Annotated in this window: 17 protein-coding genes; 7 read left to right on the forward strand and 10 right to left on the reverse strand. The window is 69.0% G+C overall.

Annotated features, from left to right (window positions below; translation table 11 throughout):
- The first annotated feature begins 476 nt into the window (after positions 1-476).
- The 3 genes from HZU84_RS08415 (at position 477) to HZU84_RS08425 (ending at position 3,230) form a co-directional block, all read left to right on the forward strand.
- Complete coding sequence (locus HZU84_RS08415) at positions 477-1,670, forward strand: M20 aminoacylase family protein (protein WP_149504378.1); 1,194 nt, start codon at positions 477-479, stop codon at positions 1,668-1,670.
- Positions 1,671-1,801: 131 nt separating this feature from the next.
- The gene (locus tag HZU84_RS08420; protein WP_149504379.1) at positions 1,802-2,374 is read left to right on the forward strand and encodes a cysteine hydrolase family protein; all 573 of its coding nucleotides are present in this window, start codon (positions 1,802-1,804) and stop codon (positions 2,372-2,374) included.
- A gap of 7 nt (positions 2,375-2,381) precedes the next feature.
- Positions 2,382-3,230, forward strand: coding sequence for a GlxA family transcriptional regulator (locus tag HZU84_RS08425; protein ID WP_149504380.1), 849 nt, complete (start codon positions 2,382-2,384; stop codon positions 3,228-3,230).
- 21 nt (positions 3,231-3,251) lie between these two features.
- Here HZU84_RS08425 and pgi read toward each other — a convergent pair whose 3' ends face one another.
- Complete coding sequence (gene pgi, locus HZU84_RS08430; protein ID WP_149504381.1) at positions 3,252-4,904, reverse strand: glucose-6-phosphate isomerase; 1,653 nt, start codon at positions 4,902-4,904, stop codon at positions 3,252-3,254.
- Positions 4,905-4,920: 16 nt separating this feature from the next.
- Positions 4,921-5,877 carry a transaldolase gene (gene tal / locus HZU84_RS08435; RefSeq protein ID WP_149504382.1) on the reverse strand — a complete coding sequence of 319 codons (957 nt, stop codon included), beginning with the start codon at positions 5,875-5,877 and terminating at the stop codon, positions 4,921-4,923.
- A 3-nt stretch (positions 5,878-5,880) separates the two neighbouring features.
- Between tal and HZU84_RS08440 the strand changes: the two genes are divergently transcribed.
- The 3 genes from HZU84_RS08440 to HZU84_RS08450 all read left to right on the forward strand — a co-directional run bounded on the left by HZU84_RS08440 (position 5,881) and on the right by HZU84_RS08450 (position 8,557).
- Positions 5,881-6,093: a hypothetical protein gene (locus HZU84_RS08440; RefSeq protein ID WP_149504383.1), complete on the forward strand. Its 213-nt coding sequence runs from the start codon at positions 5,881-5,883 to the stop codon at positions 6,091-6,093.
- 93 nt (positions 6,094-6,186) lie between these two features.
- Positions 6,187-7,644 (forward strand): glucose-6-phosphate dehydrogenase, encoded by a 1,458-nt coding sequence (gene zwf, locus HZU84_RS08445; RefSeq protein ID WP_149504384.1) that lies wholly within the window; start codon positions 6,187-6,189, stop codon positions 7,642-7,644.
- A gap of 61 nt (positions 7,645-7,705) precedes the next feature.
- Positions 7,706-8,557: an SIS domain-containing protein gene (locus HZU84_RS08450; protein ID WP_149505322.1), complete on the forward strand. Its 852-nt coding sequence runs from the start codon at positions 7,706-7,708 to the stop codon at positions 8,555-8,557.
- Positions 8,558-8,573: 16 nt separating this feature from the next.
- Here the strand turns inward: HZU84_RS08450 and HZU84_RS08455 are convergent, their stop codons facing one another.
- The 6 genes from HZU84_RS08455 to HZU84_RS08480 form a co-directional block, all read right to left on the reverse strand.
- Positions 8,574-8,876: an STAS domain-containing protein gene (locus tag HZU84_RS08455; protein ID WP_149504385.1), complete on the reverse strand. Its 303-nt coding sequence runs from the start codon at positions 8,874-8,876 to the stop codon at positions 8,574-8,576.
- Between the two features lie 11 nt (positions 8,877-8,887).
- On the reverse strand, positions 8,888-9,523 hold the full coding sequence (locus tag HZU84_RS08460; RefSeq protein WP_149504386.1) for an MlaC/ttg2D family ABC transporter substrate-binding protein: 636 nt from the start codon (positions 9,521-9,523) through the stop codon (positions 8,888-8,890).
- A 128-nt stretch (positions 9,524-9,651) separates the two neighbouring features.
- On the reverse strand, positions 9,652-10,440 hold the full coding sequence (locus tag HZU84_RS08465) for an MlaA family lipoprotein (protein ID WP_149504387.1): 789 nt from the start codon (positions 10,438-10,440) through the stop codon (positions 9,652-9,654).
- Complete coding sequence (gene mlaD / locus HZU84_RS08470; protein ID WP_149504388.1) at positions 10,437-10,919, reverse strand: outer membrane lipid asymmetry maintenance protein MlaD; 483 nt, start codon at positions 10,917-10,919, stop codon at positions 10,437-10,439. The genes HZU84_RS08465 and mlaD overlap by 4 nt, the downstream gene beginning before the upstream one ends.
- Before the next feature lie 33 nt (positions 10,920-10,952).
- Positions 10,953-11,741 carry a lipid asymmetry maintenance ABC transporter permease subunit MlaE gene (mlaE, locus tag HZU84_RS08475; RefSeq protein ID WP_149504389.1) on the reverse strand — a complete coding sequence of 263 codons (789 nt, stop codon included), beginning with the start codon at positions 11,739-11,741 and terminating at the stop codon, positions 10,953-10,955.
- Entirely contained in the window at positions 11,738-12,550 is an 813-nt protein-coding gene (locus HZU84_RS08480) for an ABC transporter ATP-binding protein (RefSeq protein WP_149505323.1), read from the reverse strand. Before HZU84_RS08480 ends, mlaE begins: the two co-directional genes overlap by 4 nt.
- Before the next feature lie 172 nt (positions 12,551-12,722).
- On the opposite strand from HZU84_RS08480, the gene HZU84_RS08485 reads away from it, so the two are divergent.
- Positions 12,723-13,475: a methyltransferase gene (locus tag HZU84_RS08485; RefSeq protein WP_180692853.1), complete on the forward strand. Its 753-nt coding sequence runs from the start codon at positions 12,723-12,725 to the stop codon at positions 13,473-13,475.
- Positions 13,476-13,549: 74 nt separating this feature from the next.
- Here the strand turns inward: HZU84_RS08485 and HZU84_RS08490 are convergent, their stop codons facing one another.
- Together HZU84_RS08490 and HZU84_RS08495 are read right to left on the reverse strand one after the other, a co-directional pair.
- A complete protein-coding gene (locus HZU84_RS08490) occupies positions 13,550-15,016 on the reverse strand; it encodes a glutamate synthase subunit beta (RefSeq protein WP_149504391.1) in 1,467 nt (488 codons plus the stop codon).
- 28 nt (positions 15,017-15,044) lie between these two features.
- Entirely contained in the window at positions 15,045-19,802 is a 4,758-nt protein-coding gene (locus HZU84_RS08495) for a glutamate synthase-related protein (RefSeq protein ID WP_149504392.1), read from the reverse strand.
- Positions 19,803-19,893 lie beyond the last annotated feature (91 nt).

The following is a 19,893-nucleotide window of genomic DNA, read 5'->3' on the forward strand; positions in this document are numbered from 1 at the left end:
GCCGCCGCCCCTTGTCGACTGGGAAAAGACATCGCGGAGGGCTGTTGACAAGCGACTACGCTCGGCCCTTTTTCAGGAGTCCTTCGATGATGACCGCGTGTGAAGTACTGATAAATGGTGCTTGGATCGCTTGCGCATTTGCCGTTTCCCCCAGACATCCGATTCCCTGGTCGGGGCCAAACGGAACGCCGAGTTCGCAACCTCCGGAGCACACGATCGAGCTGCGCGGACTCAATACCGATTTGGCAAAGGCACTGACAGGCCAGTGCCGCATCAGGAGCGACCAAGGCGAGGGAGTCTGCTTCGACTTTCAACCTAGATCGAATGGCATTGCAGCCAAGGTCGAGTGGGACGAATGACGCTCGGTCTGCGCTTTGAGCCGCAAGCGCCCTGACCTTTCACACGGTCATCGCCCATGCACGCATGGGCGACCATACCGCTAAGATGGCCCGACCCGAAGCCGCCATCCCGCCGCCATGAACGCCCCCGATCTCGCCCCCATCGTCGCGATCCGACGCGACATCCACGCCCACCCGGAACTCTGCTTCGAGGAGGTGCGCACCGCCGACGTCATCGCGCGCACGCTCGAGGGCTGGGGCATCGAGGTGCACCGCGGGCTCGGGCGCACCGGCGTGGTCGGCACCATTCGCGGCAGCGCGCCGGGCGGCTCGAACCGCGCCATCGGCCTGCGCGCCGACATGGATGCGCTGCCGATGACCGAGCACAACACCTTCGCGCACGCCAGCCGCATTCCGGGCCGCATGCATGCCTGCGGCCACGACGGCCATGTGGCGATGCTGCTGGCCGCCGCGCAGGAACTGGCCGCGCACCGCGAGCGCTTCTCCGGCACCGTCCACTGCATCTTCCAGCCCGCCGAGGAAGGCGGCGGCGGCGCGCGCGAGATGATGAAGGACGGCCTGTTCGAGCGCTTCCCCATGGACGCGATCTTCGGCATGCACAACTGGCCGGGCCTGGCCGCCGGCGACTTCGCGATCTGCAGCGGCCCGATCATGGCCTCGAGCAACGAGTTCCTGATCCGCATCACCGGCAAGGGCTCGCACGCCGCGCTGCCGCACAACGGCATCGACCCGGTGCCGGTGGCCTGCCAGATGGTGCAGGCCTTCCAGACCATCGTCACCCGCAACAAGAAGCCGATCGATGCGGCCGTCATCTCGGTGACGATGATCCATGCCGGCGAGGCCACCAACGTCGTGCCTGATTCCTGCGAGATCCAGGGCACGGTGCGCACCTTCACGCTGGAGGTGCTCGACCTGATCGAGCGGCGCATGGACGAGATCGCGCGCCACACCGCGGCGGCCTTCGGCGCCAGCGTGGTGTTCGAGTTCCAGCGCAACTACCCGCCCACGATCAACCACCGCACCGAAGCCGAGTTCGCCCGCGCGGTCATGCGCGAGGTGGCCGGCGCCGAGCATGTGCATGAATTCGAGCCGACGATGGGCGCGGAGGACTTCAGCTTCTTCCTGCAGGCCCAGGCCGGCGCCTATTTCATGATCGGCAACGGCGACGGCACGCACCGCGAGCACGGCCACGGCCTGGGTCCGTGCAACCTGCACAACCCGACCTACGACTTCAACGACCAGCTGATCCCGAAGGGCGCCGCCTTCTGGGTGCGGCTGGCCGAGCGCTGGCTGGCGCAGCCGGCGGCCTGAACCCCGCGGCGCGAACGGGCGGCGGTGTGCATGTCCGTTTCGCGTCGCATCCGGTCCGTCGGCGACCGGACGGCGTGCGGGCTGCAGGCGACGATGGCGGCCATCCCGAACCGCTTCTGAAGGAGCCCGCGATGTCCCTTGCCGACCTGCCCTGCCCCGCCGCCCTGCTGCTGATCGACGTGCAGGAATCCTTCCGCGCCCGCGCCTACTGGAACGAGGCCGAGGCGCAGCCCTTTCTCGCGGCCGTCAACCGGCTGGTGCAGGGCTGCGCCGAGCGCAGCATTCCGATCGTGCGCGTGCTGCACGGCGACGGGCCGGACACGCCCGACAACCCCTTCTCGGCGTCGAGCGGTCGGGTGCGCCCGCTGGAAGGCCTGGCGGACTTCGACGCGGCGCTGAGCTTCGTGAAGGCACGCCACAGCGCGCTGGTCGGCACGCCGCTGGCGGTGTGGCTGCACCGGCACGGCATCCGCCACCTGATCGTCGCCGGCATCCGCACCGAGCAGTGCTGCGAGACCACCACCCGCCACGCCAGCGACGAGGGCTGGACGGTCGACTACGTCACCGAGGCGACGCTCACCTTCGACATGACGACGCCCGCGGGCGAGCGCCTGAGCGCCGCGCAGATCCGCGAGCGCACCGAGACCGTGCTGGCCGGGCGCTTCGCGACGATCCGCCGGGTCGAGGAGCTGGTCGGCGCATGAGACGGCCGTGATCGACGTCGTCTTCCTCGTCCTGCCCGACACGCTGCTGCTCGATCTGGCCGGGCCCGCGGAGGCCTTCCGGCTCGCCAACCAGGCGCTGCGCCGGCGAGGACAGGCGCCGGCCTTCCGGATGCGCCATATCGGCCCGCGGCCGCAGACCGCCTCATCGGTCGGGCTGATGCTCGGCGGGCTGGAGCCGCTGCCCGCCGGCTTCGACCCGGCGCAGCCGACCTGGCTGGTGCTGCTGGGCCGGCCGGGCGAGGTGGACGAGGTGGTCGGCCCGACGCCGGACTGGCTGGCCGGCCGGCAGGCGACGACGCACCACGAGCTGCTCGACGGGCTGCGCCGGCTCGCGCCCGCAGCGAAGGTGCAGGCCAACCGGGTCTTCGTCGACGACGGCGCGGTGCTGACCAGCGCCGGCATCACTGCCGGCATCGATCTGGCGCTGCATCTGGTGCGCCGGCACTGCAGCGAGGACATCGCCGCAACGGTGGCGCAGGTGATGGTGGTGTTCGCGCGGCGCGGGCCGCAGGCGCCGCAGGACTCCGGCCTGCTGGCGCACCGCGATCATCTGCACCCGGCGCTGCACCGGCTGCAGGACGCGGTCGCCGCCGCGCCGGCCGAGGACTGGAACGCCGCGCGCATGGCGGCAATCGCCCATGTCACGCCGCGCCACCTGGCGCAGCTGTTCCGCGAGCACACGTCCTTGAGCGCCCGCGGCTGGCTGGAGCAGGTGCGCGCGACGCTGGCCGCGCAGGCGCTGCGTCAGGGCCGCGACGAACGCGAGGCGGTGGCACTGGCCGGCTTCTCGAGCCCGCGCCAGATGCGCCAGGCGCTGGCGCGCCAGCGCGCCTGACGCCCGCCCCGGATCAGCGCATCAGCCCAGCAGCCGGTCCAGCAGCGCTGCGGTCGAGCCGTCCAGCCCGGCCGTGTCGCCGGTGGCGAAGCGCGGCAGCAGCTGGCTGCACAGCGCCTTGCCCAGCTCCACGCCCCACTGGTCGAAGCTGTTGATGCGCCACAGCGCGCCGCTGGTGAAGACGCGGTGCTCGTAGAGCGCGATCAGCGCGCCCAGCGCCGCCGGCGTGAGCTGGTCCAGCACCAGCGTCGTGCTCGGCCGGTTGCCGGGGAAGGTGCGGTGGCGCGCGACCGTAGTCGCGTCCAGCGCCTTCGAGGCGGTCGGCGCGGATTCGCCCATCGCCTCGTCGGTCGACTTGCCCAGCATCAGCGCCTGGCTCTGCGCCAGGCAGTTGGCCAGCAGCTTGTGGTGCTGGTCGGCCAGGCCGGCGCGCACGCCCTCGGGCAGCTCGGCGATGCCCTCGGCGCGGTAGCACGGCGTCTTCACCGCGACGAACTCCACCGGGATCACGTCGGTGCCCTGGTGCAGCATCTGGAAATAGGCGTGCTGGCCGTTGGTGCCGGCCTCGCCCCAGACCACCGGCGAGGTGCCGAAGGGCAGCAGCTCGCCGTCGAGGTCGACGCTCTTGCCGTTGGACTCCATCTCCAGCTGCTGCAGATAGGCCGGCAGCCGGCGCAGGCCCTGGTGATAGGGCGCGACCGAGCGGCTGGTGAAGCCCAGGAAGTTGCGGTACCAGACATCGAGCAGGCCGAGCTGGATCGGCAGGTTCTCTTCCAGCGGCGCCTCGGCGAAGTGGCGGTCCATCGCATGCGCGCCGGCCAGCAGCGCGCGGAAGTTCTCCGCGCCGACCGCCAGCGCGATCGGCAGGCCGATGGCGCTCCACAGCGAATAGCGCCCGCCGACCCAGTCCCAGAAGCCGAAGGTGGTCGTGATGCCGAACTTCGCCGCCGCCGCCACGTTGGTGGTGGTCGCGGCGAAGTGCTTGGCGATCGCCGCCTCGCCGCCCTCGCCGTAGCCGGCCAGGAACCAGGCGCGGGCCACCGCCGCGTTGGCCATCGTCTCCTGCGTCGTGAAGGTCTTGGACGCGACGATGACCAGCGTCTCGCGCGGGTCGAGTCGGCGCAGCACCGGCGCGATGTCGTGGCCGTCGACGTTGGAGACAAAGTGCAGCGTCAGCGCCGGGCTGGTGTAGGCGTCCAGCGCCGGCACCACCATCTGCGGCCCCAGATCGGAGCCGCCGATGCCGATGTTGACCACATGGCGTATGCCGCTCGCGGCGGTGTCGCGCACCTGCTCGACATAGGCGAGCATGCGGTCGAGCACCTCATGCACCTCGTCGCCGAAGGGCGCCGCACCGCGCGGGGCGCGCAGCGCGGTGTGCAGCACCGCACGGCCTTCCGTGTGGTTGATCGGCTCGCCGGCGAGCATCGCGTCGCGGCGCTGCTCGATCCGGCACTCGCGCGCCAGCGCCAGCAGCAGCGTGCGGGTGTCGGCGTCCCACAGGTTCTTCGACAGGTCGGCGAAGACCTCCGGCGCCTGCAGCGAGAAGGCCCCGGCGCGGCCCGCGTCGGCCGCGAAGGCCTGGCGCAGGTCGAGGGCGCGGCCGGCGCCGGCATGGTGGTCGGCCAGGCGGGCCCAGGCCTCGGTGCGGTCGCAGCGCGGTGCGGTGCTCATCGTGCGTGCTCCCGGCTCAGGCGGCCTGCAGGTCGAGGATCATGCGGTCGAGCTTGCCCGCATCGACCGCGAAGGCGCGGATGCCCTCGGCGAGCTTCTCGGTGGCCATCGCGTCCTCGTTCAGGGCCCAGCGGAAGGCAGCCTCGTCGAAATGCACCTCGTCGATCGCGGCGTCCTTGGCGGCTGCGGCATCGAGCGAGCGCGCCACCGGGGCGTCGGCGCCCTGCAGCTGCGCCAGCAGGTCCGGGCTGATGGTCAGCAGGTCGCAGCCCGACAGCGCGTTGATCTGGCCGATGTTGCGGAAGCTCGCGCCCATCACCTCGGTGGCGATGCCGAACTTCTTGTAGTAGGTGTAGATCTGGCTGACCGACTTCACGCCGGGGTCGTTGGCGCCGGCCATCGCGGCCTCGTCCCACTGGGCGCCGGCGGACTTCTTGTACCAGTCGTAGATGCGGCCGACGAAGGGGCTGATCAGCTGGATGCCGGCGTCGCCGCAGGCCACCGCCTGGCAGAAGGCGAACAGCAGCGTCAGGTTGCAGCGGATGCCTTCCTTCTCGAGCTGGCGCGCCGCCTCGATGCCTTCCCAGGTGGAGGCGATCTTGATCAGCACCCGCTCGCGCGGGATGCCCGCGGCCTCGTACAGCGCGATCAGGCGGTGCGCACGCGCGACGGTCGCGGCGGTGTCGAAGCTCAGGCGCGCGTCGACCTCGGTCGAGACGCGGCCCGGCACCACCTTCAGGATCTCCAGCCCGAAGCGCACCAGCACCTCGTCGACGATCTCGTCGAGCGCGCGGCCGCGGTGCGCCGCCACCGTCTCGGCCAGCAGCGGCGCGTACTCGGGCTGCTGCACCGCCTTCAGGATCAGCGACGGATTGGTCGTCGCATCCTGCGGCGCGAACTGGGCGAGCTGCTTGAAGTTGCCGGTGTCGGCGACGACGGTGGTGAACTGCTTGAGCTGATCGAGCTGATTCATGGCGTGGGCGTGCTGAAGGACACGAGATGGTGTGAGAAGCGCCGCATCGTGGCGACACTGCAGGCCGACATTAGAACCCGAGTCGGCAGCCGCATCGGCCACCGCCGGGAACAAGCCGGTTACCGGATCGTGCTGCGCTGCACGATCCGCACGGCAGCGGCCCGCAGCCCGGGCCGGATTGACCGCCCGAAGAAACTGATGCATCATGATTCATGAAACCGGGTTACATCCGGTCCTTTCTCGGTCCCTTTTCCCTTCCGGCCCGGCCCTCGACGACGCACCGCGGCCCCAACTTCCCGAGGCATGTCCATGTCCTTCGATCTCGTCTTCTTCGGTGGCACCGGCGACCTGACCTGGCGCAAGCTGATGCCCGCGCTGTTCCAGGCCTTCCGCCACGGCAAGCTGCCCGCCGGCGGCCGCATCCTGGCGGTGGCGCGCGACCAGCGCACCGACGAGGAATACCGCGCCTTCATCAAGGAGCGCTTCCACGAGGTCGACAGCTCCAAGCGCCCGAGCGACGAGGAGTTCGCCCGCTTCGCCGAGCTGCTGCACTACCGCCGCATGGACCTGTCCAAGCCGGAGGACTACGCCGGCCTGAAGGACTGGCTGGACGCACGCGGCGCCGACACCGTGGTGCTGTATCTGGCCACCAGCCCGCACCTGTTCCCGGCGATCTGCGAGCAGCTCGGCGCCGCCGGCCTGAACGCGCCGCACATCCGCGTCGTGCTGGAGAAGCCTCTGGGCCATGACCTGGCCAGCGCGCAGGAGATCAACCGCGTGGTGCGCTCGGTCTTCCGCGAGGAGCAGGCCTTCCGCATCGACCACTACCTCGGCAAGCCGAGCGTGCAGAACCTGATGGCGCTGCGCTTCGGCAATGCGCTGTTCGAGCCGCTGTGGCGCCGCGAGAGCATCGCCAACATCCAGATCACGCTGTCGGAATCGATCGGCGTGGGCACGCGCGGCGACTTCTACGACCGCACCGGCGCGCTGCGCGACATGATCCAGAACCATGCGCTGCAGCTCCTGACAATGATCGCGATGGAGCCGCCCTCGACCAGCGACGCCGACGCGATCCGCGACGAGAAGCTCAAGGTGCTGAAGTCGCTCAAGCCCTTCACGCCGGAGTCGGTCGCGCGCGACGTGGTGCGCGGCCAGTACCGCGCCGGCAGCGTCGGCGGCCAGGCGGTGCCGGGCTACCAGCAGGAAGTGAAGGTGCCGGCGGGCAGCCACTGCGAGACCTTCGTCGCGCTGCGCACCGAGGTGCAGAACTGGCGCTGGGCCGGCGTGCCCTTCTACCTGCGCACCGGCAAGCGGCTGGCCGCGCGCGATGCGCAGATCGTCGTGAACTTCCGCCCGGTGCCGCACCCGATCTTCCCCGGCGCGCAGCGCGCCAACAAGCTGGTGATCAAGCTGCAGCCGGAGGACGGCCTGGAACTGCACCTGCTCGCGGCCAAGGGCAGCGGCACCTCGGAGTCGCTGGCACCGGTCTCGCTGGACCTGGACTTCGACAAGGCCTTCCCGACAGAGCGCGTCGGCGCCTACGAGCGCCTGCTGCTCGACGCGATCGCCGGCCGGCTGAACCTGTTCGTGCGCAGCGACGAGCAGGAGCAGGCCTGGCGCTGGGTCGAGCCGATCCTCGACGCCTGGGAGCGCGAGCGTGTCAGCGGCGGCGAGGGGCCGCGCGGTTATGCTGCCGGCAGCTGGGGCCCCGCCGCGGCCAGCGCGCTGGTCGCCCGCGACGGCTTCGCCTGGAGCGAGGAACAGTGAGTTGAACCATCCGACGTCATCTTCGTCACCGCTCGGCAGCGGCGTGAACGTGCTGCCGCCGATGCTCGACCGCATCCGCGCCTCGCTGCCGGCGCTGTCGCCGGCCGAGCAGCGCGTGGGCAAGCTGGTGCTGGCCGACGCGCGCAGCTTCGCCAGCCTGCCGGTGGCCGAGCTGGCCGAGCGTGCCCATGTCAGCAAGCCGACGGTGGTGCGCTTCTGCCGCAGCGTCGGCTACGACGGCCTGGCCGACTTCAAGCTCAAGCTGGCCGGCACGGTCAACGAGGGCGTGCCCTTCGTGCACCGCTCGGTCGACGAGGACGACAAGCCGGCCGATCTGGTCGTCAAGGTCATCGACAACGCGGTCAGCGCGCTGCTGAAGTACCGCAACGACGCCGCGGCACACGCCTTCGAGCGCGCGATCGACGCGCTGACGCAGGCCGCGCGCGACAAGCGCCGCATCGAGTTCTACGGCGTGGGCAACTCCGGCATCGTCGCGCACGACGCCGAGCACAAGTTCTTCCGCCTCGGCGTGAACGCGGTCGCCTACAACGACGCGCATGTGCAGGTCATGGCCGCGACCATGCTCGAGCCGGGCGACTGCGTGGTCATCATCTCGAACTCGGGCCGCAGCCGCGACCTGCTCGACGCGCTGGAGATCGCGCGCCGCCGGGGCGCGACCACCATCGTCATCACCGCCAGCGGCACGCCGCTGGCGCATCAGGCGCATGTGCTGCTGAGCGTCGACCATCCCGAGGACTACGACCGCTACAGCCCGATGGTCAGCCGCCTGCTTCACCTGACGGTGATCGACATCCTGACCACCGGCGTGGCGCTGCGCCTGGGGCCGGACCTGCGTCCGATGCTCCAGGACATCAAGCGCAACCTGCGCGCAAAGCGCTACACGGCGCCCTGAGCCCTTCCGGGCGGCTTCAGGCCGGCGAGGCGGCCATGCCCAGCAGCCCGGCGACCCCGTAGAGGCCGGCCAGTTCGGCCAGCCGGACCGGCACGCGCTCGATGCGCAGCGGCCGACCTGCGGCTGCAGCCCGGCGCTGCAGCTCCAGCAGCACCGCCAGCGCGCTGGAGTCGAACTGGCCGAGCGCGCCGGCATCCAGCACCAGCAGATCGTCGGCCGGTGCGGCAGCGATGCGCGAGCCCAGATCGACCGCGGCGGCGCGGGCCTCCGCCAGCGTCAGACGGGCCGGCAGTTCGAGTCGCGCGGTGGCAGCGCTCATGGCCCGGATCCTCAGCTCTTGGCCGCGGCGGCGGCCTTGTTCTTCTCCGCCAGCTTGGCGATCAGCCCGTCGATGCCGGAGGCCGAGATTTCCTGCGCGAAGCTGGCACGGTAGGTCTCGACCAGCCAGACGCCCAGCACGTTGACATCGTGGATCTTCCAGACCTCGCCCTGCTTGGCCAGGCGGTAGTCGAGCTGGATCGGATCGCCCTTGCCCTTGACCTCGGTGCGCACCGTCACTTCGGTGTCCTCGGGCCTGGCGCGCAGCGGCTTGAGCTCGACGGTCTGGTCCTTGATCTGCGACAGCGCGCCGGCATAGGTGCGCACCAGCAGGGTCTTGAACTCCTCCTGCAGGCGCTTCTGCTGCTCCGGCGTGGCCTGGCGCCAGTGGCGCCCCACCGCGGCCGAGGTCATGCGCTGGAAGTCGACATTGGGCAGGATCTTGGCATCGACCAGGGCCATGACCTTCTTCGTGTCGCCGCCCTGGATGGCCTTGTCGGCCTTGACGGTCTCGATGACCTCGCCGGACATCTGCTTGATCCAGGCGTCAGGTGCGGTCGGCGCCGGGCTCTGCGCCTGGGCGACCGAGGTGGCCAGCACCAGTGCCGCCGTGGCGATCAGCGTAGACCAGCGGGATTTCGTCAGCATGGATTTCCTTTCTTTCATGCCCCTCGACCGGGGGCATGGCATCTTCAACGGACCGCATGACATCCGGTGGACAGCAGGCGGCCTCAGGTCAGAGCGGTGCAGCGGCAGCGCGGTTCCCGCGCAATCTGTCAGTTTCCTGAAGCCCGGGACGCCGGCGGCTCGGCGGCCGCGGCAGAAGCCGGGGCTGCGGGAGTCTCGGGGGCAGGCGCGGCGACGGGCGGCAGGTCGTCCTCGTCGTCCTCCTCCGGCGGATTGCCGTCGTAGACCAGGCTGCGGCGGCGCTGCAGGTAGGCAGTGCGCACGAAGGCGTACTTGTCGAGCGCGATGTCGTCGAGCAGACCGGTGGTCGACAGCAGGCCGGCGCGGGTGCTGACCAGCCGCAGCGCGGTCATCGAGTTGCGTGTCACCGACACATTCACCAGCGACTCGGGCGTGGCCAGCATGTCGACCGGCAGGCCGACCGAGTCGCGCACCGTCGAGGGGCCCAGCAGCGGCCAGACGATGTAGGCGCCGGGCGGCACGCCCCAGCGGCCCAGGGTCTGGCCGAAGTCCTCGCCGTGGCGCTCGAAGCCGAGCTCGGTGGCGATGTCCATCACGCCCATGAAGCCGAAGACGGTGTTGGTGCCCACCCGCATCACATCGCTCAGGCTGTCGGCGACACGGCCCTGCAGCAGCAGGTTGACCGCCGACCAGGCGTCCTTCAGGTTGCCGAAGAAATTGCTCACCGCGATCTGCGCCGGCGTGGGCAGCACCGCGCGGTAGGCCTCGGCAGTCGGCTTGAGCACCGCCGTGTCGACCGCCTCGTTGAAGGCGAAGACCTTGCGGTTGAGCGGCTCGAGCGGATCGGGGCGCTGGGCGGTGGCGCAGCCGGCCAGCAGCGCTGCGGCCGTCAGCGCGCAGAGTGCGGCGCGCCTCATGGCTTCGCGGCCGGCGCGTCGCTGGCGTCGGCGGCCTTGCTGTAGAGGAACTGGCTGATCAGCGTCTCCAGCACGATCGCCGACTGGGTCTGCGTGATCGTGGCGCCAGCCACCAGGTTCTGCTCGGAGGCGCCCGGCTCGATGCCGAGGTACTGCTCGCCGAGCAGGCCGGCCGTCAGGATCTTCAGCGAGCTGTCCTTCGGGAAGGCGTAGCGCTGCTGCATCTCGATCTCGACGCGGGCCTGGTACATCTTGTCGTCGAAGCCGATCGAGGTGACGCGGCCGACCACCACGCCGGCACTCTTGACGGCCGCACCGGCCTTCAGGCCGCCGATGTTGTCGAAGCGTGCGCTGATGCGATAGGTCGGGTCGAAGGACAGCGACAGCAGGTTGCCGGCCTTCAGGGCCAGGAACAGCAGGGCCGCCGCGCCGATCACGACGAACAGGCCGACCCAGACATCGTTGCGGGATTTCTGCATGGATTCTTTTCCTTCGATCTTCGGATCGTGGACTCAGATCGAGAACATCAATGCGGTCAGGACAAAGTCCAGACCGAGCACCGCCAGCGAGGCCATCACCACGGTGCGGGTGGTCGCGCGGGCCACGCCCTCGGGCGTCGGACGGCAGGCGTAGCCCTGGCGCAGCGCGACGAAGGTGACGGTCAGACCGAAGACGATGCTCTTGATCACCCCGTTGCCGACATCCTTGAACACATCGACGCCGCCCTGCATCTGCGACCAGAAGGCGCCGGCGTCGACGCCGATCAGCAGCACGCCCACCACCCAGCCGCCGAGGATGCCCACCGCGCTGAACACCGCCGCCAGCAGAGGCATCGCGATCAGTCCGCCGACGAAGCGCGGCGCCAGCACCCGGCGCACCGGATCGACCGCCATCATCTCCATCGCCGCGAGCTGCTCGCCCGACTTCATCAGACCGATCTCGGCGGTGAGCGCGGTGCCGGCGCGGCCGGCGAACAGCAGCGCGGTCACCACCGGCCCGAGCTCGCGCACCAGCGACAGCGCCACCAGCAGGCCCAGCGCCTCGCTCGAGCCGTAGCGCTGCAGCGTGTAGTAGCCCTGCAGCCCTAGCACGAAGCCGACGAACAGGCCCGACACGCCGATGATCGCCAGCGAGTGGTTGCCCAGGAAATGGATCTGGTCCGACACCAGCCGCAGGCGCGCCAGCGCCGCCGGCACCAGCGCCAGCAGGCGCAGCAGCAGCCGCGCGGCGTCGCCGATGTCGGCCAGGCTGCCGCGCACCGCTGCGCCCAGGCGCGCAAGCAGCTCGAGCGGGCCGCTCACCGACCTGCCCCCAGGCCGAAGTCCTCGGCGATCGGCGCGGCGGCGTAGTGGAAGCGCACCGGGCCGTCCGGCGCCGCGCTGACGAACTGCCTCACCAGCGGATCGTCGCTGCGGCGCAGCGCCTCGGGCGAGCCCTGCGCGGCGATGCCGCCGTTGGCGATGAAGACGACATGGTCGGCGATCGAGAAGGTCTCGTCGACATCGTGCGAGACGACGATGCTGGTCACGCCCAGCGCGTCGTTGAGCTGGCGGATCAGCCGCGCGGCCACGCCCATCGAGATCGGATCGAGGCCGGCGAAGGGCTCGTCATACATGATCAGCTCCGGATCGAGCGCGATCGCGCGCGCCAGCGCGACCCGACGGCTCATGCCGCCGGAGATCTGGCTGGGCATCAGGTCGCGCGCGCCGCGCAGGCCCACCGCGTCGAGCTTCATCAGCACCAGGTCGCGGATCATCGGATCGGGCAGGTCGGTGTGTTCGCGCAAGGGGAAGGCGACGTTGTCGAACACCGACAGGTCGGTGAACAGCGCGCCGAACTGGAACAGCATGCCCATGCGCCGGCGCATCGCCATCAGGCCGGCGCGGTCGAGCGAGCCGATCTCGGTGCCGTCGAACAGCACCTGACCGACCGAGGCCTCGATCTGGCGGCCGATCAGGCGCAGCACCGTGGTCTTGCCGCCCCCGGAGGTGCCCATCAGCGCGACGACCGCGCCGCGCGGCACCACCAGATCGACATCGCGCAGGATGACGCGGTCGCCATAGCCGCAGGTCACCCCGCGCAGCTCGACCAGCGGCGCAGGCGTGGACAGGGAAGAAGGAGAGGATGCAGGCAAGGCGGCCAAAGGCGGCAAGAAGGACAAGGAGGAAAAGACGGAAAAGGTTCACGCCTGAAGGCGATGTCCCGATGATAGGGGAAAGCTCCGATGCGAGTTTGAAGAACAGTCGCCGGCCTGCGTCATCATGTCGACCATGATGTCGCCCATGACGCCGCCCCTTCTGCCCACGCCCTTCGACGAGCTGCGCCGCGGTCGTCTGCCCGCCACGATGGCCACCATGCTGTCGCCCTTCTCGGTCGACGAACATGAACGCCATGTGGTCGCGCTGGCCGAGGACGGCGGGCGCAGCCCGGTGCACGGCCTCGAGATCGACACGCCGCCGGGGCTGTATCGCCCGCATGCGGCCTCGAGCAGCCAGTTCATCCTGCGCACGCTGCTGCGCGAGCGCCCGCGTCTGGGCCGGCTGCTGGAGCTGGGCTGCGGCACCGGCGTGCTCGGGCTGACGCTGCTGTACCAGGGCCTGGCCGACGAGGTGCTGATGCTCGACGTGACCGACGCGGCGGTGCACGCCGCCCAGGCCAATCTGGAGCGCGCAGGCCTGGCCGCGCGGGCCCAGGTGCGCCAGGGCGACCTGTTCGCGCCGGTGGCCGGTCCGGCACCGCAGCGCTTCGACAGCGTGCTGTTCAACCTGCCGCTGATGCACGCCGACCATGGCGGCCGGCGCCATCCGGCGCTCGACGACACCGCCGGCCAGCTGGCCTGGCGCTTCTTCGAGCAGCTGCCTGCGCATCTGGCCCCCCAGGGCCGCGCTTTCTTCTCCTACGCCAACATTTCCGACCCGGCACCGCTGGAGGCGCTGGGCGAGCAGATGGCGGTCGAGCTGCTGGCGGCCGAATGGGTCGCGCGCAGCGGCTTCTGGCTGTTTGTCTACGAGGCGCGCCCCAAGCGCCCGCAATGACACAGGCCGCCCGGAGGCGGCCTGCAGCAGCACATCCGGGGCGCACGGCCCCGGCGGCATCGAGCGATGCGTGATCAGCGCGGCAGCGTGGTCGAGCCCATCAGGAACTCGTCGACCGCGCGGGCGGCCTGGCGGCCTTCGCGGATCGCCCAGACCACCAGCGACTGACCGCGGCGCATGTCGCCGGCGGCGAAGACCTTGTCGACGCTGGTCCTGTAGCCGCCGTCGATCTCGGTCGTGGCCTTGATGTTGCCGCGTGCATCCTTGGCCACGCCGAAGGAATCCAGCACCGAGGCGACCGGATTGACGAAGCCCATCGCCAGCAGCACCAGATCGGCCTTGTATTCCTTCTCGGTGCCGGGGATCTCGACCAGCTTGCCGTCCTTGAACTCGACATGCACGGTCTTCAGGCCGGTGACCTTGCCATCCTTGCCGACGAATTCCTTGGTGGAGATGGCGAACTCGCGCACGCAGCCTTCCTCGTGGCTCGAGGAGGTGCGCAGCTTCAGCGGCCAGTAGGGCCAGACCAGCGGCTTGTTCTCCTGCTCGGGCGGCTGCGGCATCACCTCGAACTGGGTGACGCTGGCGGCGCCGTGGCGGTTGGAGGTGCCCACGCAGTCGCTGCCGGTGTCGCCGCCGCCGATGACGATGACATGCTTGCCGTCGGCACGGATCGCATCCTTCACCTTGCCGCCGTGGTTGACCTTGTTCTGCTGCGGCAGCAGCTCCATCGCGAAATGGATGCCCGACAGCTCGCGGCCCGGGATCGGCAGGTCGCGCGACTGCTCGGAGCCGCCGGTCAGCAGCACCGCGTCGAACTCGGCCTTCAGGCTCTCGGCGCTGACGGTTTCCTTGGCCCAGTTGGTGACCTTGGAGCCCTTGGGCCACTCGCCGACGACGACGTTGGTGCGGAACTTGATGCCTTCGGCCTCGAGCTGCTTGACGCGGCGGTCGATGTGGCCCTTGTCGAGCTTGAAGTCGGGAATGCCGTAGCGCAGCAGGCCGCCGACCTTGTCGTTCTTCTCGAACACGGTCACCTCATGGCCGACGCGCGCCAGCTGCTGGGCCGCGGCCAGACCGGCCGGGCCGGCGCCGACGATGGCGACCTTCTTGCCGGTCTTGACCTTGGCCGGCTGCGGCGTGACCCAGCCTTCGGCCCATGCCCGGTCGATGATCGCGTGCTCGATCGACTTGATGCCGATCGCGTCGCCGTTGATGTTGGCCACGCAGGCGGCCTCGCACGGCGCCGGGCAGATGCGGCCGGTGAACTCGGGGAAGTTATTGGTGCTGTGCAGCACCGTGATCGCGTTCTGCCAGTCCTGGTGATAGACCAGGTCGTTGAAGTCCGGAATGATGTTGTTGACCGGGCAGCCGTTGTTGCAGAACGGCGTGCCGCAGTCCATGCAGCGCGCGCCCTGGACCTTCGCCTGCTCGGGCGTCAGACCGATGACGAATTCCTTGTAGCTCTTCAGGCGCTTCTCGACCGGCTCGTAACCTTCTTCGATGCGCTCGTACTCGAGGAAACCAGTGACCTTACCCATGATGCGTTCAATCTCGAAGAAGAGGTGATTACTTGGCCGGGACCGTCTGGGCCTTGCCGTCGCCCTTCACGTCGCCCTTGGCGCGCGCGATGGTGGCGTCGGCAGCCTTGGCGGCATTGATCTCGGCCAGCGCGCGCTTGTACTCGGTCGGGAAGACCTTGACGAACTTCGCGCGAGCCTCGCTCCAGTTGTCGAGGATGTCGCGGGCCCGCAGCGAGCCGGTCCAGCGGTGGTGGTCCTCGATCAGCTTCTTCAGCAGCGCCTCGTCGGTCTGGCCCTTGTGCCAGACGGCGAAGTCGACCGTCTTCTCCTGCTCGGCGGCAGGCAGCACCTTGTCCAGCGCGACCTGGGCGGTGTTGCAGCGGGTCGAGAACAGGCCGTCCTCGTCATAGACATAGGCCACGCCGCCCGACATGCCGGCCGCGAAGTTGCGGCCGGTCTTGCCCAGCACCACGGCGGTGCCGCCGGTCATGTACTCGCAGCCGTGGTCGCCGGTGCCCTCGACCACCGTGGTGGCGCCCGACAGACGCACCGCGAAGCGCTCGCCGGCCACGCCGCGGAAGAAGGCCTCGCCGCTGGTGGCGCCGAACAGCGCGGTGTTGCCGACGATGATGTTCTTCGCGGCATCGCCACGGAACTCGATCGACGGACGCACCACGATGCGGCCGCCCGACAGGCCCTTGCCGGTGTAGTCGTTGCCTTCGCCGATCAGGTAGAAGGTGATGCCGCTGGCCAGGAAGGCGCCGAAGCTCTGGCCGCCGGTGCCCTCCATCTGCACGAACACCGTCTCGTCGGGCAGACCGTCCGGATGGTGCTTGATCAGCTCGCCCGAGAGCATCGCGCCCACCGAGCGGTTGACGTTGCGCACGTCTTCCATGAACTGGGTCTTCTCGCCCTTGTCGATCGCGGCCTTGGCCTTGGCGATCAGCTTGTGGTCGAGCGCCTTCTCCAGGCCGTGGTCCTGGTGGTCCACATGGCGGCGCGGCACGTCGGCCGGCACCGGCGGCTGGAAGAAGACCTTCGAGAAGTCCAGGCCCTTGGCCTTCCAGTGCGAGATCGCCTTCTTCGTGTCGAGCAGGTCGGCGCGGCCGACCAGATCGTCGAACTTGCGGATGCCCAGCTGCGCCATGATCTGGCGGGCTTCCTCGGCGACGAAGAAGAAGTAGTTGACGACATGCTCGGGCTTGCCCGAGAACTTCTTGCGCAGCACCGGATCCTGCGTGGCCACGCCCACCGGGCAGGTGTTCAGGTGGCACTTGCGCATCATGATGCAGCCCTCGACCACCAGCGGCGCGGTCGCGAAGCCGAACTCGTCGGCGCCCAGCAGCGCGCCGATGACCACGTCGCGGCCGGTCTTCATCTGGCCGTCGGCCTGCACGCGCACACGGCCGCGCAGGCGGTTCAGCACCAGGGTCTGCTGCGTCTCGGCCAGGCCCAGCTCCCACGGCGTGCCGCAGTGCTTGATCGACGACCAGGGCGAGGCACCGGTGCCGCCGTCATGGCCGGCGATCACGATGTGATCGGCCTTGCACTTGGTCACGCCGGCAGCGATGGTGCCCACGCCCACTTCCGACACCAGCTTGACCGAGATGTCCGACTTCGGGTTGACGTTCTTCAGGTCGTGGATCAGCTGCGCCAGATCCTCGATCGAGTAAATGTCATGGTGCGGCGGCGGCGAGATCAGGCCCACGCCCGGCACCGAGTGACGCAGCTTGCCGATGTACTCGGAGACCTTGCCGCCCGGCAGCTGACCGCCCTCGCCCGGCTTGGCGCCCTGGGCCATCTTGATCTGGATCTGGTCGGCCGAGACCAGGTACTCGGTCGTGACGCCGAAGCGGCCCGACGCGACCTGCTTGATCTTCGAGCGCAGGCTGTCGCCGGCCTTCATCTCGTAGTCGGCCTCGATCTGCTTGGCACCGATCACGTCCGACACCTTGGTGCCAGCGTTGATGGGAATGCCCTTGAGCTCGTTGCGGTAGCGTGCCTGGTCCTCGCCGCCTTCGCCGGTGTTGGACTTGCCGCCGATGCGGTTCATCGCCAGCGCCAGCGTCGAGTGGGCTTCGGTGCTGATCGAGCCCAGCGACATCGCGCCGGTGGCGAAGCGCTTGACGATCTCGGCCGCCGGCTCGACCTCCTCGACCGGAATGGCCTTGGTCGGGTCCAGCTTGAACTCGAACAGGCCACGCAGCGTCAGGTGACGCTTGCTCTGGTCGTTGATGATCTGGGCGTATTCCTTGTAGGTGTCGAACTTGCCCGAGCGCGTGCTGTGCTGCAGCTTCGCGATCGCGTCCGGCGTCCACATGTGCTCCTCGCCGCGGGCACGCCAGGCGTACTCGCCGCCGGCGTCGAGCATGGTCGCCAGCACCGGATCGTCGCCGAAGGCGGCGATGTGGTTGCGGATGGCTTCCTCGGCGACCTCGAACACGCCGATGCCCTCGACCTGGGTCGGGGTGCCGCGGAAGTACTTCTGCACGAAGTCCTTCTGCAGACCGATGGCCTCGAACAGCTGCGCGCCGCAGTAGGACATGTAGGTCGACACGCCCATCTTCGACATGATCTTCGACAGACCCTTGCCGATCGCCTTGACGTAGTTGTAGATGGCCTTGTCGGCGGACAGGTTGCCCGGCAGCTCCTTGTGCATCTCGACGAGGGTTTCCATCGCCAGATACGGGTGCACCGCCTCGGCGCCGTAGCCGGCCAGCACCGCGAAGTGATGCACTTCGCGCGCCGACGCGGTCTCGACCACCAGGCCGGCGGTCGTGCGCAGGCCCTCGCGCACCAGGTGGTGGTGCACCGCGGAGAGCGCCAGCAGCGCCGGAATCGCCACCAGCTCGCTGTCCATCCAGCGGTCGGTGATGATCAGGATGTTGTGGCCCGACTTGATCGCATCGACGGCTTCAGCGCACAGCGACGCCAGCTTGGCCTCGACGCCGGCCTTGCCCCAGGACAGCGGATAGGTGATGTTCAGCTCATAGGGCTTGAACTTGCCGCCGGTGTGGCGCTCGATGTTGCGCAGGCGCGCCATGTCCTGGAAGTCCAGGATCGGCTGCGAGACCTCCAGGCGCATCGGCGGGTTGACCGCGTTGATGTCGAGCAGGTTCGGCTTCGGGCCGATGAAGCTGTTGAGCGACATCACGATCGCTTCGCGGATCGGGTCGATCGGCGGGTTCGTGACCTGGGCGAACAGCTGCTTGAAGTAGTTGTACAGCGGCTTGTTCTTGTCCGACAGCACCGCCAGCGGGCTGTCGTTGCCCATCGAGCCGATGCCTTCCTCGCCGTTGGCGGCCATCGGCGCCATCAGGAACTTGATGTCTTCCTGGGTGTAGCCGAAGGCCTGCTGGCGGTCGAGCAGGCTGACCTCGCTGGCGATCGGCGCGGCATCGGCCGGCACCGCGTCCAGGCGGATGCGCACGTTCTCGATCCACTGGCGATAGGGCTTGGCCGACGCGAACTGGTTCTTCAGCTCCTCGTCGTCGATGATGCGGCCCTGCTCGAAGTCGATCAGGAACATCTTGCCCGGCTGCAGGCGCCACTTCTTGACGATGCGGTTCTCGGCGATCGGCAGCGTACCCGACTCCGAGGCCATCACCACCAGGTCATCGTCGGTGACGATGTAGCGGGCCGGGCGCAGGCCGTTGCGGTCCAGCGTCGCGCCGATCTGCTTGCCGTCGGTGAAGACCATCGCGGCCGGGCCGTCCCACGGCTCGATCATCGCGGCGTGGTACTCGTAGAAGGCGCGGCGGCGCTCGTCCATCGTCGCGTGCTGCTCCCAGGCTTCCGGGATCATCATCATCGCGGCATGCGCAAGCGGGTAGCCCGACATCGACAGCAGCTCGAGCGCGTTGTCGAAGGTCGCGGTGTCCGACTGGCCCTCGAAGCTGATCGGATAGAGCTTCTTCAGGTCGTCGCCCAGCACCGGCGACTTCATGACGCCTTCGCGGGCGCGCATCCAGTTGAAGTTGCCCTTGACGGTGTTGATCTCGCCGTTGTGCGCGACCATCCGGTACGGGTGGGCCAGCGGCCACTCGGGGAAGGTGTTGGTCGAGAAGCGCTGGTGCACCAGGGCCAGCGCCGACACGCAGGCCGGATCCTGCAGGTCGAGGTAGTACTTGCCGACCTGGTCGGCCAGCAGCAGGCCCTTGTAGATGATGGTGCGGCACGACATGCTGGGCACGTAGTACTCGCGGCTGTGCGTGAGCTTCAGGCGCTGGATCGCGGCAGACGCGGTCTTGCGGATGACATACAGCTTGCGCTCGAGCGCGTCCGGCACGATCACGTCGGCGCCACGGCCGATGAAGATCTGGCGGATCACCGGCTCGGTCTTGCGCACGGTGGGCGACATCGGCATGTCGGCGTCCACCGGCACGTCGCGCCAGCCCAGCAGCACCTGGCCCTCGGCCTTGACGGCGCGCTCGAGCTCCTGCTCGCAGGCCAGACGGGAGGCGTGCTCCTTCGGCAGGAAGATCATGCCGACGCCGTACTCGCCCGGCGGAGGCAGATCGACGCCCTGCTTGGCCATCTCGGCGCGGAAGAACTCGTCCGGGATCTGGATCAGGATGCCCGCGCCGTCGCCCATCAGCGCGTCTGCGCCGACCGCGCCGCGGTGGTCGAGGTTCTCGAGGATCTTCAGACCCTGCTCGACGATGGAATGCGCCTTCTGGCCCTTGATGTGCGCGACGAAGCCGACGCCGCAGGCATCGTGTTCCTGGGTCGGGTCATACAGACCGCCGGCAGCGAAGGTCTGGATCTCTTGGCGGGACGCGGGTCCCGAGGCGGCCTGGCTCATGGCGCACTCCTAGGAATGACAATAGGGAAAACCGTGCGAATCTACCGCAGTGCAGCAGACCCCTCAAGCAAAACAAAAAGGGGTCAGACTC

It is taken from the genome of Sphaerotilus sulfidivorans (assembly GCF_013426975.1).
GTDB lineage: Bacteria > Pseudomonadota > Gammaproteobacteria > Burkholderiales > Burkholderiaceae_C > Sphaerotilus > Sphaerotilus sulfidivorans.